14 protein-coding genes are annotated in these 13,249 nt (G+C 65.2%); 3 read left to right on the top strand and 11 right to left on the bottom strand.

Translation table 11 applies throughout. The features are described 5' to 3' along the window. The first annotated feature begins 369 nt into the window (after window positions 1–369). Window positions 370–723: a metalloregulator ArsR/SmtB family transcription factor gene (locus F816_RS0101790; protein WP_019593282.1), complete on the top strand. Its 354-nt coding sequence runs from the start codon at window positions 370–372 to the stop codon at window positions 721–723. Between the two features lie 105 nt (window positions 724–828). Here F816_RS0101790 and F816_RS0101785 read toward each other — a convergent pair whose 3' ends face one another. After that, complete coding sequence (locus F816_RS0101785; protein ID WP_019593281.1) at window positions 829–1,908, bottom strand: lipoate--protein ligase; 1,080 nt, start codon at window positions 1,906–1,908, stop codon at window positions 829–831. Between the two features lie 44 nt (window positions 1,909–1,952). Beyond that, window positions 1,953–4,052, bottom strand: a complete 2,100-nt coding sequence (locus F816_RS0101780) for a TonB-dependent siderophore receptor (protein ID WP_019593280.1) — start codon at window positions 4,050–4,052, stop codon at window positions 1,953–1,955. Between the two features lie 144 nt (window positions 4,053–4,196). Between F816_RS0101780 and F816_RS0101775 the strand changes: the two genes are divergently transcribed. Further along, window positions 4,197–4,829 (top strand): MarC family protein, encoded by a 633-nt coding sequence (locus tag F816_RS0101775; protein WP_019593279.1) that lies wholly within the window; start codon window positions 4,197–4,199, stop codon window positions 4,827–4,829. Between the two features lie 68 nt (window positions 4,830–4,897). Here F816_RS0101775 and F816_RS0101770 read toward each other — a convergent pair whose 3' ends face one another. Both F816_RS0101770 and F816_RS0101765 read right to left on the bottom strand, forming a co-directional pair. Beyond that, window positions 4,898–5,398, bottom strand: a complete 501-nt coding sequence (locus F816_RS0101770; RefSeq protein ID WP_019593278.1) for a heme-binding protein — start codon at window positions 5,396–5,398, stop codon at window positions 4,898–4,900. 205 nt (window positions 5,399–5,603) lie between these two features. After that, window positions 5,604–6,374, bottom strand: a complete 771-nt coding sequence (locus F816_RS0101765) for a hypothetical protein (protein WP_019593277.1) — start codon at window positions 6,372–6,374, stop codon at window positions 5,604–5,606. Between the two features lie 154 nt (window positions 6,375–6,528). Between F816_RS0101765 and F816_RS0101760 the strand changes: the two genes are divergently transcribed. After that, on the top strand, window positions 6,529–7,584 hold the full coding sequence (locus F816_RS0101760) for an NAD(P)-dependent alcohol dehydrogenase (protein WP_019593276.1): 1,056 nt from the start codon (window positions 6,529–6,531) through the stop codon (window positions 7,582–7,584). On the opposite strand, the gene F816_RS0101755 is transcribed toward F816_RS0101760, so the two are convergent. The 7 genes from F816_RS0101755 to F816_RS0101725 all read right to left on the bottom strand — a co-directional run bounded on the left by F816_RS0101755 (window position 7,574) and on the right by F816_RS0101725 (window position 13,246). After that, complete coding sequence (locus tag F816_RS0101755; protein WP_019593275.1) at window positions 7,574–8,221, bottom strand: dienelactone hydrolase family protein; 648 nt, start codon at window positions 8,219–8,221, stop codon at window positions 7,574–7,576. The genes F816_RS0101760 and F816_RS0101755 overlap by 11 nt on opposite strands. Further along, window positions 8,205–8,861 carry a phosphoribosyltransferase gene (locus F816_RS0101750; protein ID WP_019593274.1) on the bottom strand — a complete coding sequence of 219 codons (657 nt, stop codon included), beginning with the start codon at window positions 8,859–8,861 and terminating at the stop codon, window positions 8,205–8,207. The genes F816_RS0101755 and F816_RS0101750 overlap by 17 nt, the downstream gene beginning before the upstream one ends. A 131-nt stretch (window positions 8,862–8,992) precedes the next feature. Further along, window positions 8,993–9,196: a DUF2892 domain-containing protein gene (locus F816_RS0101745; RefSeq protein ID WP_018145532.1), complete on the bottom strand. Its 204-nt coding sequence runs from the start codon at window positions 9,194–9,196 to the stop codon at window positions 8,993–8,995. A 114-nt stretch (window positions 9,197–9,310) separates the two neighbouring features. After that, window positions 9,311–9,514: a DUF2892 domain-containing protein gene (locus F816_RS0101740; protein WP_018145533.1), complete on the bottom strand. Its 204-nt coding sequence runs from the start codon at window positions 9,512–9,514 to the stop codon at window positions 9,311–9,313. 311 nt (window positions 9,515–9,825) lie between these two features. Further along, window positions 9,826–11,130 (bottom strand): citrate synthase, encoded by a 1,305-nt coding sequence (locus F816_RS0101735; protein WP_019593273.1) that lies wholly within the window; start codon window positions 11,128–11,130, stop codon window positions 9,826–9,828. Window positions 11,131–11,268: 138 nt separating this feature from the next. Then, window positions 11,269–12,240 carry a sensor domain-containing diguanylate cyclase gene (locus F816_RS0101730; protein ID WP_019593272.1) on the bottom strand — a complete coding sequence of 324 codons (972 nt, stop codon included), beginning with the start codon at window positions 12,238–12,240 and terminating at the stop codon, window positions 11,269–11,271. 55 nt (window positions 12,241–12,295) lie between these two features. Continuing rightward, complete coding sequence (locus tag F816_RS0101725) at window positions 12,296–13,246, bottom strand: GGDEF domain-containing protein (protein ID WP_019593271.1); 951 nt, start codon at window positions 13,244–13,246, stop codon at window positions 12,296–12,298. Between the last annotated feature and the right edge of the window lie 3 nt (window positions 13,247–13,249).

The following is a 13,249-nucleotide window of genomic DNA, read 5'->3' as shown; positions in this document are numbered from 1 at the left end:
GCGCGCGCACAGCGTTGCGGCTCCCTTGTGCAGAATGACTGCACGGCAGTCACCGCGCCTTGTTCGCACGCAAAAGCGACTCGAGCGCGAACGCGTTCATTGATCAGTGTTTCCCTAGGGAGGCGCTGATTCTTTCAACGCCGCTCCGGGTGATCGACGGAATGACGACACAGGCCCGGGCGTCTGCCAATGAAATGCGTATTTCCGTTCGTGGGGGTGAAGACGTCTCGGGGTTTTCAGGGTGGTGGTTCGGGGCTTGTCTCCTCCCTTGGAGCCACAGGGTCACCGCAGGTTGTCGCGATGGCCGCTTCGTTGTCGCGGCCTGGTACCCGGGATATAGTTCGCAAAAGGATTTTAGCTGGATACGATATGTCGCTTAACCCAACCGATCTGTTCAATCTCCTTGCAGACGAGACACGGCTTCGCTCGCTCTTGCTGATGCAGGCGGAAGGGGAGCTGTGTGTCTGCGAGCTGACCCACGCTCTGGAGATGTCCCAGCCGAAAGTATCGCGTCACCTGGCCGCTCTGCGCCATTATCAGGTGGTGCGGACCCGGCGCGAGAGCAACTGGATCTATTATCGGCTCTCGCCGGAGCTTCCTGAATGGGCTGCGGAGATCCTGAAGACTGCGGATCGTGCCGCCTCCCGAACCGAGCCATATACCAAGGATCGCGGGCGACTCAACACCGCGCCCAGTCGTGCGGAGTGCCTGGATTCGGCCTGAGGGGCGTCGGGTGCAGAAGCAGCCGCAATAACGTCAAAACGGCCGGACCACCAAGAGGGTAGTCCGGCCGTTTCTGTTTGGATGCGAAGCCCGGCGCGTGACCGATCAATGCGGCTCGCGGTGGACGCAGGCGAGGATCGCCGTCGCGATGTCGTTGGCTTCGATGCCCGGGGCGTCCAGACCAATCGCCTGCATGCAGGCGGCCGCGGCGTTTCGCAGGGCTTCTTCTTCCAGTGGCTGGCCGTGCAGGGCATCGGCGATGCGGTCCATGCCGTCTTCCGGGAAGACGGTGAAATCGCCGGAGAGCAGGAGATCGGCGATGTGGTCGTCCTTTTCCATCAGCTGGGCCCGAATGAGCCCGCCGGGGGCCTTGTGGGCGCCTTCGGTCAGGTGGGTGCCGGCGGCGATCTTGACGCCCATCTCGACGAATTTACGGCCCTTGCGGTAGGTCCATTCGGGGTCGGTCAGTTCGGCCACCTGTTCCTCGATGGCCGTATTTTCCTCGGCGGTGGGTTCGCTCATCTCGACCTCGACGGCGAGGTCACTGGCGACCCGCTTCAGGAAGGCATCGCGCACGGTCTCGCGGGCCGGCATCGCGCCCAGTTCGCGCGACAGGGTGGTGATGTAGTCCTCCATGCCGGCGCGCAGCTTGTCGCGGAACTTCTCCGACGGGACCTTGAGGCAACGCGCCATGGTGGCGGTGTCGAAGTCGAACATGAAGCTGCCGACCATCACGGTGGCATGGCCAATGCTGGCGGCGCCCGTGCCGCCGATCTTGCGGCCGTCCACGTGGATGTCGTTCACCGGGCGGAAGGTCGCGTTCACGCCGAGGTCCTGATAGGTGTTGATCACCGGATCGATGAATTTCTTGTAGATGTCGGAGACGATCCGCGGCGCCTTGGATGATGGATAAATGAAGTGGAAGAACATCTGGTTGTGGTCCAGATATACGGCACCGCCGCCGACATGACGGCGGATGATCGGCAGGTTCTGTTCCTTGCAGAAGTCTTCGTCGGCCTCCAGGGCGATCTCCTGGTGCAACCCGACGCAGACGTACGGGTCGTCGGGGTTGACCAGGGTGAGCACCGGATCGTCGTCCTTGCCCATGGCCTCGGCAATGCCGTGGTAGACCGCCTGGGAACGCACGGCGGGCTGCTGGCCGAAATCGATTACGCGTAAACGCATGGTGTTGTCCTTGTCTTGTCTTGGGGGCGAAGTCTTCGGCCGGTCTAGAACTCGGCGTTCCAGGTCAGCCCGAAGCTGCGGCCGGGGGCCCAGATGTCCTGTACGCCATTGGCCGGGTCCAGGCGCGCCTCGGTCATTTCGTTGATGTGCTCGCGGTAGGCCTTGTTCGCGATGTTGGTCACGCTAAAGGTGATCTCGTTGGAACGAAAGCCGGCGCTGGGCCCGAAGCGGTAGCCGACGGCGAGATCGGCGGTGGCGAAACCGGAGGTGTTGCGTTCGCTGTTGTCCGTGAAGGTGTCGGCCGTCCGGCTCTGGCTCGCGACGGCCCGGATTCGGGCATCCCACTGCCAGCCCTGCGCGACCGAATGGTTGAGCCCGATACTGGCTTCAGGCGGCGGCATCTGGGTTAGCGGCTCGTCAAAGCGGCGGTCGCGGTTCTCACCGCGAATCCACGTGCCGTTCGCGTAGCCGGTGATCGCAGCGGTAAACGCGTGCTCCACCAGGGCTTCGATGCCATGGATACGGGCCTCGTCGAGGTTGATCGTCTCCTTGGTCGGCCGTGGGGCCCCTTCAACCACGCGTCCGCCGATGTAGTTGCGGATGCGGCTTTCGTAGGCGGAAACGGTATAGGACGTCGCGCCGATCTGGCCGCGGGCGCCCACTTCGAAGGTGCGGTTGCGCTCCGGGTCCAGCTGCGGGTTGCTCTGCCAGGTGAACCCGTCGCTGTAGGGGTAGGTCAGGTAGCGTTCCAGCAAGCTCGCAGAGCGATAGCCCTCGGACAGGCTGAAGTAGGGGCTGAAGGCCTCGTCCAGGTGCCAGGTGAGCCCGGCCGACCAGCTGAGGTTACGATCGGTGTTGTCCAGCGGCCCGGTAACGCCCATGGCGGCGTCAGCACTCCCGCGCACCTCGTCGTAACGGGCTCCCATATTGACGGTGGCCCAGTCGAGGTAGGTCTCATGCTGGATGAACACGCCGGCGGACTCGATCTTGCCGTTCTCGACGAGTGGCATCCGGATCACGGGATCGTAATCGGGGGGAGCACCTACAAAGGAAACAGGGCTGGCTTGCAGGCGCCAGGCCTCGGCCCCGACCAGCAGGATCTGGTCGTCGGTGGGGACCAGTTCCGCCTGCACACGAAGCCCGTCCGTCGTGAAATCGGTATCCGAGGTCCGGTAATCTTTCTGCAGGCGGTCGCTCCAGTCGTAGTTTCCGCGGGAGAGTTCCTGACGGTAGACAGAAGCTTCGATGCGGGGCGCCCAGGAACCTGTCAATTCTCCTTCATAGCGCAATTCCAACAGGTCGCGGGTTTGCCGTGGGGTGTAGTGCGTGTTCACACCCTCAGGACGCTGCCCATCGCTGGGGGTGAATGTGCGCGAGGCGAGGTACCAGACGTCCTTGCGTTCGTCGCGCTGGGCGCGGAACTGGACCTCGTGACCCGGTGCCAGTTTGCTGCGGTAGCGCAGGTGGTAGGCGTTCTGTTCGGTGCCGGAGTCGCGCAGACGGTCGCCGTCGCCGTTTTTGTAGTCGTCGGTGTTCAGGTACGCGGTGGAGAGGTCCAGCACGTTGCGGTCGTTGGAGACGGTCACGCCGACCGCGCCGCGGATGCCTTCATCCACCGAGGTGACGCCCAGGCGGGAGAAGCCGCGGGTCTCGGGTTCTTCGGTGAAATCGCCGCCGCGGGTGATGATGTTGATCACGCCGCCCATGGCACCGGCGCCGTAGAGCACGGAGCCCGGGCCGCGTACGATCTCGATGCGCTCGATCAGGTCTACGTTGACATAGGAAGCCAGCGAGCCGCGGGCCGGCGGCTGCATCGCATTGATGCGCACGCCGTCCACCAGAACCAGCACCTGGTCGCGCTTCAGGCCGCGGATGATCGGATCGGAGCCCACCGATCCGTCCACGGCCGTGGCGACACCCGGCTGGCCGCGCAGCAGGTCGCCGAGGGTGCGGGCCTCGCGGTTGCGGATTTCGCTGGCCTCGATCACGGTGACAGAGGACGGCGTCTCGTCGATCAGCGTCTCGTATCCGGTGGCCGTAACCGATACGGTGCCCAGAGTCTGAGCGGCCTCCTGGGCATGGGCGAGGGCGGGTGATGCAAGCAGACTGGCCAGCGTCAGATGACCGACAACACGACGTTTCATGACTCGATGGCTCCCCAATAAGCGTTTCAGAACGCGCTAAAGTAGGTGCGTCGATCACGAAGGGCAACTTAAACCCCGGATGGCCAGGCCCATTCCGGGCGTGTCTTGGCCGTTGGAGAACAGCCGCCAGAGGAGGGCTCCGCCATGCTGGAACTGGGCATTGTCGCGCTGGCCACGTTTTTCGTGACCATCGGGCCGGTGGATGTTGCGGTGGTGTTCGCGGTCCTCAGTCGGGGCGTGGACCCAGCCCAGCGCCGTGCCATGGCCATTCGTGGGGCAGCGGTCGCGGGCGGCATCCTGTTGCTGTTCGCGCTGGTCGGGGAGGCGCTGCTGTCGCTGCTGGGGATCTCGCTGGCGGCGCTTTATACCGCGGGCGGGATCCTGCTGCTGCTGATCGGTATCGACATGGTGTTCGCGCGCAGTTCGGGCGGGGTGTCGGCAACGGCGGCCGAGACGCAGGAGGCGCGTACCCGCAAGGACTTGTCGATCTTTCCGTTGGCCACGCCCTTGCTGGCCGGCCCCGGTGCGATGGGGGCCGCGATCCTGATGATGAGCCGGGCCGAGGGCGACTGGGCGGCCCAGGCGGTGGTGCTGGGCGCATTGGTGGCCGTAATGGTGCTCGCGCTGGTGTGCTTGCTGGTGGCGTCACGTCTGCAGCACTGGCTGGGTGTGACGGGCGCGCATGTGCTCACCCGCATTCTGGGCGTGCTGCTGAGCGCGCTGGCGATGCAGTTTATCTTCGACGGGCTTCAGCGAAGCGGCTTGCTGGGCGCCTGAAACGGTCGCGTGGTCATGCGATGAACGGGGCCCCCGCTCGCGCGGGAAGGCCCCGGCAGATGGTGGGGTCAGAGCAGGTCTTCGGTGATGGCGTCGATGCCGGCTGCCGCGCATTCGTCATCGACCTGTCCGCTGGGGGCGCCGGAGACGCCAATGCCGCCGACAATCCGTCCACCAGTGGTGATCTGCTTGCCGCCGCCCAGGGTGCTGACGCCCGGCAGGTGCTGGATGCCATAGCCGGCCGCTCCCGGTTCCGTCATCTCGCGAAGATCCAGGGTGTCGGTGCGGAAGCTGACGGCAGTCCAGGCCTTGCGGATGGCCGTATCCACCGTGTGCGGGCCGGCAAAGCGGTCGCGCTTCAGGGCCTGGGGGGTGCCATGTCGGTCGACCACGGCCGCAGTGATCTGGGTGTCGCGTTCGCGGCAGGCCTCGACCGCGGCCTCGGCGGCCTTGACCGCAAGCTCGGGGATTAGCGTCGGGGTGTCGAAGGTACCCTCGCTGGCGTGGAGCGGCGCTGCGGCAAACGCAAAGAAGATCGGGGCAGCAAGGAAGTAACGCAGGGTGGTCATGACGAGCCTCCAGAAAGCTGTGGTTTCGCATTCTGATAACTAGATGCCCAGGCTCTGCTGTTCAATGCGTCTGTACCCCGCGCGAAAGGGTGATCGAGTAGCGTCCGACGATCTGCTCGAAGGTGCCGCAAGTTACTGTTGCTTGTTCATAAAACGGATTAGATAACGCTGCGCGTGGCTGTGGCGCAGGGGGGGCGCGGGGGGTTCAGGTGGCGCCGCTCGCGGCTTCACGCTCGCGACGGGCGAGATCGCGCAGCGCGTGGCGCAGGGCCGGGCGTAACGGGGTATTCAGGTGAGCCCTCGCGCGGGACGGCGGGATGGCGTGCCGCCGGCAGAACAGCCCCAGAGCGTAGGCAAGGTCGTCGCGCGAGAGTGCGGTTTCGCGTTCGGCGCTCGGCCCCTTGCAGGCACCGCACTGATTCACGCGGACCTGGAAGGCAGTATTGGCCAGCATGACCCCGAAGCCCATCTGGGTGGCGAGGAGTTCCGCGATATGGGCCTCGTTACCCTCCAGGGCGGGCGGGGGATCGCCAGCCGTGGCGAGCAGGCGCAAGGCGATCTCGCGCGCGAAGTGGGCAATCAGTGCCTGGGAATGGGCGACGAGTTCCGGGTCGTAGGGGATGCCGACGCCCCCCGACTGCGGCTCCCCCGGGTTGTGACTCGGTCGGGCCGTATTCATCGCATCCCAGGGGATGGGATCGTCCATCAGGTTTCCAGGGTGCACGAGCCGGAACGGACTGTCTGCGAGCCCGGCATGTTCCAGCACACGATCGAACACCAGTTGAGCCATGGCCTGGCGATTGTCGGCTTGCCCGGGGAAATGCTCAGCCGTGGGCAGAACGAGGTGAGCCTTGCGCAGCATCGATCCCAGGTGTGGTTCGTTCCCGGCCCAATCGAAGATGGCGTGGATCCAGGCCCGGCTTTCGGGATCGAGGGCCGGGGCGCGTTGAAACAGGCGGGGAATGAGCGAGATCACATGCGATCCTGAACGGCGGACGTAGGCTCATTGTAAGGCAGGCGAGCAGGCCGTCGCGATGGGCGCTGTTGCCGGTCGGTTGGCCTGCTATGTTTGTTGAATAAGGGCCGAATGCCGGCACGGCGTGCCGGTCGCTGCATCAAAGGAGATCAGCATGAAGATGATGAAGGCGGCGGTTTTCGTCGAACCCGGACGGATCGAACTACAGGAGCGTCCGATCCCGGAGATCGGACCGACGGACGCCCTGCTGCGGGTGACGACCACGACGATCTGTGGGACCGATGTACATATCCTCAAGGGCGAATACCCGGTGGAGGCGGGTCGCATCGTGGGGCACGAACCGGTTGGGGTGATCGAACGCCTTGGGGACGCAGTGACCGGCTATGAGGTCGGCCAGCGGGTCATCGCGGGCGCGATCACACCCTGCGGGCAATGCCATTCCTGCCTGGAGGGCATCTCCAGCCAGTGTGGTGGCAAGGCCATGGGTGGCTGGCAGCTGGGAAACACGATCGATGGCTGTCAGGCGGAGTACGTGCGCATCCCCAATGCGCAGGCGAATCTGACCCCGGTGCCGGACGGCCTGAGCGACGAACAGGTACTGATGTGTCCGGACATCATGAGCACCGGTTTCGGCGGCGCCGAGCATGGGCACATCCACATCGGCGATACGGTGGCCGTGTTCGCCCAGGGCCCCATCGGCCTTTGTGCCACGGCGGGTGCCAAGCTCATGGGAGCCACGCGGATTATCGTGGTGGACGGGGTCCCGGAGCGCCTGGAGACCGCCCGCAAGCTGGGCGCGGACGTGGCGATCAACTTCCGCGAGCAGGACCCGGTCGAGACGATCATGGAGCTGACTGGCGGGCGCGGGGTCGATGTGGCCATCGAGGCCCTGGGGCAGCAGCAGACCTTCGAGGCTTGTCTGCGCATCCTGAAACCGGGCGGGACGCTTTCCAGTCTCGGGGTTTATTCGGGCAAGCTGTCCATGCCGCTGGATGCGATTGCAGCGGGGCTGGGCGATCACACCATCGTGACCACCTTGTGCCCCGGCGGGAAAGAACGCATGCGGCGGTTGATGGAGGTCGTTGCCTCGGGGCGCGTGGACCTGACGCCGATGGTGACGCACCGTTACAAGCTCGCGGATATCGAGACGGCCTACGAACTGTTCTCGCATCAACGCGACGGCGTGCTGAAGGTCGCCATTACGCCGTAGGCAAGCACTTGCTGAACCAGGCGGCCGCGAGTTCGGCTGCCTGTTCCAGCGTGCCCGGTTCCTCGAACAGGTGGCTGGCGCCGGGTACGATCTGGAGCTCGCAGCGTGCGTGCATGAGCGCCTGCGCCTGGCGATTCAGTTGAATCACCATGGTGTCGTCACCGCCCACAATCAGGAGGGTGGGGCTCTTGACTCGGGGCAGGGCTGTACCCGCCAGGTCCGGGCGCCCGCCGCGCGAGACAACGGCCCGGATGGTCTCCGGCGCTGCGGCGGCGGCCTGCAACGCTGCCGCGGCGCCGGTGCTGGCGCCAAACAGCCCGAACGGCAGGGGTGCCAGGCGAGGCTGGGCGGCCGCCCATTGGCAGGCCTGCACCAGCCGCCGGCCGAGGAGTTCGATATCGAAGCGGTTGGCGTAGGTGCGATCTTCCTCTTCGGTGAGAAGATCGAACATCAGGGTGGCGATGCGGCTGGCCTGCAGTGTCCGCGCCACTTGATGATTGCGCGGGCTCAGGCGGCTGCTACCGCTGCCGTGCGCGAAAACGACGAGCCCAATGGGTGTCTCGGGTACGCCGAGAATCCCCTGGTGGACCTGGCCGTCCAGGGCCAGGTCGACGGACTGTTCATTCGCGCGAGGCATCGGGGTTTTCCGCTCGGTGGACGGAGGCCATCATCGCGATGACCTCGTCGTCGGAGACTTGTTCGAAATCCTCGTAGTACGCCCCCACCGAGCCTCGGTAGTACTCGGGGATGTCCAGGGTGACCAGTTCATCGACGTCGTTTTCCAGGAGCGCCGCGGTCTCCTCTGGTGCCACGGGGATCGCCACGACCAGATGGCGAGGCCGGCGCTGACGTGCGTCGCGGATCGCGGCGCGCATGGTGAGTCCGGTGGCGATCCCGTCGTCGACAATGATCGCCAGCTTGCCGCCAACGTCCGGGGAAGGCGTCGTGCAGTACAGTTGGCGCCTGCGCCGGGCTTCGGCGCGTTCGCGTGCCTCGGCCTGGTCCAGCCAGCCTGGATCGACGCGTTCCGCCTCGCGTGGATTGCAGACCGGTTCCCCCTGCTCGGGCACGGCACAGATCGCGTACTCGGGATGGAACGGGTGGCCGATTTTGCGTGGGATCAGGAGATCCAGGGGCATGCCCAGGTGCCGGGCGACGGCGATCCCCAGGGGGACTCCGCCGCGCGGCAAGGCATACACGACGCCGGGTTGGCCGCGATAGCGGTCCAGGGCATGTGCGAGTTGCTCGCCGGCTTCCTTTCGGTCTCGAAATCGCATCGGGCCTGCGTTCTGCGTGAGTGGGTATCACCTGAAGTGTAGACGGGCGTTGATCACTCGCGGGCGGCGCAAACAAAAAGGCCCGGGACCAGCGGTGCCCGGGCCTTGGTAGGGGTGGGGACCCCTTGGTTTTAGTTGAAGGCTTCCCCGGGCTTCACGCCCATCGCTTTCAGGATCATCGCCAGCGGGCAGAAGCCGGTGAAGGCGGACTGCAACAGGTTGGCGCCGACGAACAGGGTCAGGATCAGCCACATCGGGGTGAAGACCCACCCGAGGATGGCGCTGATGATCACGACGGTGCCGGCAAAGGCGAGGACAATGCGGTCAATGCTCATGGATGGTGTCTCCTGGTTAAGTATTAGCGAAGTCTAATATGCAGTCTGACGCTCACGAACACAAGGGGCGCGCAGTCGACGGGGTTCCCTCGCCATCCACCGCGCGGGCCGGGTTCAGGGGAAGATTTCGCCGGGCTTGAGGCCCATGGATTTCAGGATCATCACCAGCGGGCAGAACCCGGTAAACGAGGCCTGAATCAGGTGGATGCCCATGAAGACGGCGAGTAGCAGCCACCAGGGGCTGGCCAGCCAGGTGAGCAGTACGCTGACCAGGACGACAATACCGGCAAACAAAATGAAAAAACGGTCGGTGGACATGAGGACTCCCTCCCTTGTTACTACCCAGTAGATAGCACCGGCGCAGGGGTTCGGCAAGCATCGGACCGGATGCCCGCCTGGGGTGCATGCGGATCAATGCACGCGTTTGCGTGGCAACACTGTCGCGGGGAGAAGCGGCCAAGCCCCGGCGTATCATCGGTCGTGGGGTGGGTACTCCACGCTCCCCGATCTGCGTTGCGACCTCCAATGAGAGGACACCGGCCGGTAGCGCGCCTACCAGTCGATGTGCCGTATCGGGTCGCGGAAAACATGGGGTGCCAACGCGGACGTACGCGTGGATCCGTGTCTCTCTAGCGGTCCTCGATGGAGGTGTAGTCGCGCGAGCGGTAGCCGGTGTAGAGCTGGCGCGGGCGGCCGATGCGGGATTCGGGATCCTGCATCATTTCGTTCCAGTGCGAGATCCAGCCGACGGTACGGGCGAGGGCGAAGATCACCGTGAACATGTTCAACGGGATGCCCATCGCGCGCAGGATGATGCCGGAGTAGAAGTCCACGTTGGGGTAGAGCTTGCGCTCGATGAAGTAGTCGTCCTCCATCGCGATACGTTCCAGCTCCATGGCGACGTCGAACAGGGGCTGGTTATCGGCGCCCATGTCGCCCATCTCCGCCAGCAGGTCGTGGCACATCTTGCGGATGATCTTGGCGCGCGGATCGTAGTTCTTGTACACGCGGTGGCCGAAGCCCATCAGGCGGAAGGAGTCGTTCTTGTCCTTCGCGCGGGCCACGAAGTCCTCCACGCTCTTGTCGGAGTGCACGATCTCCTCGAGCATGCGGATGACCTTCTCGTTCGCACCTCCATGCAGTGGACCCCAAAGCGAGGCGATGCCGGCGGAGATCGCCGCGAACGGGTTGGCCTCGGAGGAGCCGGACAGGCGCACGGTGGAGGTCGAGGCGTTCTGCTCGTGGTCGGCGTGCAGGATCAGGATCAGGTCGAGCGCGCGCACGAACACCGGGTTCGGCTGGTAGGGCTCGCTGGGCACGCCGAACATCATCGCCAGGAAGTTGGCGGTGTAGGACAGGTTGTTGTCCGGGTACATGAACGGCTGACCGTTGGCGTACTTGTACGACCAGGCGGCGATGGTGGGCATCTTGGAGATCAGCCGGTGCGCGGCAATGCGCCGATGTTCCGGGTTATGCACGTCCACGTTGTCGTGATAGAAGGCCGACAGCGCGCCGACCACACCGACCATGATCGCCATTGGATGCGCGTCGTGGCGGAAGCCGTCGAAGAAGCGGCGCACGGCCTCGTGCAGCATCGAGTGCTCCTTGATGATGCGCGAGAAGTCGTGCAGGTCGTCGGCGGCAGGCAGGTCGCCGTTCAGCAGCAGATAGCAGACCTCGAGATAGGTGCTTTCTTCCGCCAACTGTTCAATCGGGTAGCCGCGGTAGAGCAGGGTGCCCTCGTCGCCGTCGATGAAAGTGACGTCCGAACGACAGCTGGCCGTGGACATGAACCCCGGGTCATAGGTGAAGTAGCCGAGCTCCTTGTACAGGGTGCGGACATCCAGGCAGTTCGGGCCGTGCGAGCCCTCCTGGATCGGCAGTTCGATGCTCTTGCCGGTGGTGTTGTCGGTCAGCGTGACGGTTTTGGTCATGAAACGGCCTCGTAGCGAAGGGGACGTCCGGATGCGGATTAGGTGAATGGTAAACCATCGACCGGCCCGCGGCAGAGGGGTCCGTGAAGTGTGTTGAGCCCGGAGGAAAAGGGCGATCGCGCTGGCCGCGCGAGGGCGTCAGGGCCCGGGGGTTCTGCGGCGCTGGCGCTTGTCGGCGTACATCGCGGCATCGGCGCTGGTCTGGGCCTCGGGCAGGGACCCGCTGACGGTGCGGCAGGCGTAACCGATGGAGGCCGACACACCGGCCTCCTGCAGCGCCGCACGCAGCCGGTGCGCGATCTCGGGGAGGTGGTCGGCCGGAGTCTCCGGCAGCAGCACGCCAAACTCGTCTCCACCCAGGCGGGCCACGATGTCGATTTCGCGACTGGCATCCCGCAGGGCCTGGCCAGCCGCCTTGATCAATCGGTCGCCGGCGTCATGGCCTTCCTGGTCGTTGACGATCTTCAGGTTGTCGAGGTCGATGGCGACGAGACCCGCCGGGAGGCTGTGATCCTGGCAGCGCTGTTCCTCGGCGCTCAACGCGAGTAGCCAGCCGCGCCGGTTGTAGGTGCCGGTAAGGGCGTCGTTGTAGGCCTCCAGTCGCAGGGCCTCGCGCTCGCGTTCAAGTTCGTCGATCTGGCGGCGCTGGCGGATCAGTGACTCGATGACGGTGACGGCGGCCTGGATCTGGTCGGATTGCGCTTCGATGTCGGCCGATATGGGCTCCGGATTCATCGCGCAAAGTACGCCATACATCTCGTATTCGTGGTCCTGTACCGGAAACCCGATGTAGCTGCCGATGGCGGGGGGATCGGGTTGTGCGGCGAGGGCTTCCTGGTAGGCGGGAACCTGTTGTACGTCCGGCGTGATTCGCGGGCCGCGTTCGGCGAGCATGCGGATGCAGAAGGAGTTGCTCCAGTCAAAGGCCGTGCCGGCCTGAATGCCGTAGCCGTGGTCGTCGGCGCGCACGACGATCTGCTCGTTGTCCTCGATGCGGGTCAGCATCCAGACGTCCAGGGGGGCGATCCGGTGGAGCAGTTTCAGGACGTGATCGACCCCGAGGTTGAACGGCGAGGGCGCGGTATCGGGGAGGTCGAAGATTCGGGCCATGGGACATTCCGTCGAGACGGTGGGACGGCGGTTCGCCGCGCAGGATGGGAAAAGTCTAGGAGATCGCGGGTCGCGCTGCCGGTCGCAGTTCGCGTTCCGCGCGCTTGAGGGCGTGTTCCAGGCTTCCAGCACCGGGTTCGCGCATGGCGTGGCCAATGGCCGCGGGGATGGCCTTTGCGGACAGGGCCTGGCGGATGTGTCGCGCCCGCGCCGCCAGGGGTTGCGCCCTCAGGTCGATCGCGAGCAGGCCGAAGCGGGTGCCACCGAGTCGACCGATCAGATCGGTGGGGCCTGCCAGTCCCTGCAGGGCGAGAATCGCGCGAACCAGTTCGGTGTCATCCTGAATGCCAGTGCTGTCCACGCTCGAGTCCCCGGGGAAGAGATCGAACAGGATGATGCCGGCGGGTTGGCCGCTCTGCTGGCAGCGGGTCTCCTCCGCGTCCAGCGCGAGCTCCCAGCCGTGGCGGTTGAGCACGCCGGTCAGGGGATCACCGTGGGCGGCCAGGGCAGCGTGCTGCCGCAGCCGGTCCAGCCCCTCGGCGCGCTGGCTGAGGCGCAGCAGGTGCCCCAGCGATCCTGCCAGGGCACGAACGACCGGCTCATGGTGTTCGATGGCGGAGTCCATGGGGTCAGGATGCAACCCGCAAAGCGTGCCGAAGAGTTCGCCATCGGCATCGTATAGCGGGAACCCGATGTAGCAGCCAATCGTTGCGACGTCATTGATCGGGGCACTGGCGTAGGCTGGAACCGTGCGTGCGTCCGCGGCGATGTTCGGTCCGTCTCCGGCGTTCATGTGCACGCAGTAGGAGTGCTGCCAGCTGAATGCGGCCCCGGGGCGGATGCGCGGCGCGTGGCCGTGGGTGTGCAATACCACCCAGTCGTCGGACTCGACCCGCGTGAGCATCCACATGTCCAGTGGGATCAACGCCTGCAGGGCGCTCAGCGTGGCATCGACGGCTCCGGAGAAGTCGTCGGCCAGTGCGGTAGCAAGGGTGGCCCTGGGCATCGG

The sequence above is a fragment of the Thioalkalivibrio sp. ALM2T genome (genome assembly GCF_000381505.1).
Taxonomy (GTDB): Bacteria; Pseudomonadota; Gammaproteobacteria; order Ectothiorhodospirales; family Ectothiorhodospiraceae; genus Thioalkalivibrio; species Thioalkalivibrio versutus.
This window is presented reverse-complemented; position numbering and strand designations above follow the sequence as displayed.

Coding starts and splice junctions, on each gene's coding strand:
- F816_RS0101790 (WP_019593282.1), top strand. CDS start 370: ATGTCGCTTAACCCAACCGATCTGTTCAATCTCCTTGCAGACGAGACA.
- F816_RS0101785 (WP_019593281.1), bottom strand. CDS start 1,908: ATGCGTTTACGCGTAATCGATTTCGGCCAGCAGCCCGCCGTGCGTTCC.
- F816_RS0101780 (WP_019593280.1), bottom strand. CDS start 4,052: ATGAAACGTCGTGTTGTCGGTCATCTGACGCTGGCCAGTCTGCTTGCA.
- F816_RS0101775 (WP_019593279.1), top strand. CDS start 4,197: ATGCTGGAACTGGGCATTGTCGCGCTGGCCACGTTTTTCGTGACCATC.
- F816_RS0101770 (WP_019593278.1), bottom strand. CDS start 5,398: ATGACCACCCTGCGTTACTTCCTTGCTGCCCCGATCTTCTTTGCGTTT.
- F816_RS0101760 (WP_019593276.1), top strand. CDS start 6,529: ATGAAGATGATGAAGGCGGCGGTTTTCGTCGAACCCGGACGGATCGAA.
- F816_RS0101755 (WP_019593275.1), bottom strand. CDS start 8,221: ATGCCTCGCGCGAATGAACAGTCCGTCGACCTGGCCCTGGACGGCCAG.
- F816_RS0101750 (WP_019593274.1), bottom strand. CDS start 8,861: ATGCGATTTCGAGACCGAAAGGAAGCCGGCGAGCAACTCGCACATGCC.
- F816_RS0101745 (WP_018145532.1), bottom strand. CDS start 9,196: ATGAGCATTGACCGCATTGTCCTCGCCTTTGCCGGCACCGTCGTGATC.
- F816_RS0101740 (WP_018145533.1), bottom strand. CDS start 9,514: ATGTCCACCGACCGTTTTTTCATTTTGTTTGCCGGTATTGTCGTCCTG.
- F816_RS0101735 (WP_019593273.1), bottom strand. CDS start 11,130: ATGACCAAAACCGTCACGCTGACCGACAACACCACCGGCAAGAGCATC.
- F816_RS0101730 (WP_019593272.1), bottom strand. CDS start 12,240: ATGGCCCGAATCTTCGACCTCCCCGATACCGCGCCCTCGCCGTTCAAC.
- F816_RS0101725 (WP_019593271.1), bottom strand. CDS start 13,246: ATGCCCAGGGCCACCCTTGCTACCGCACTGGCCGACGACTTCTCCGGA.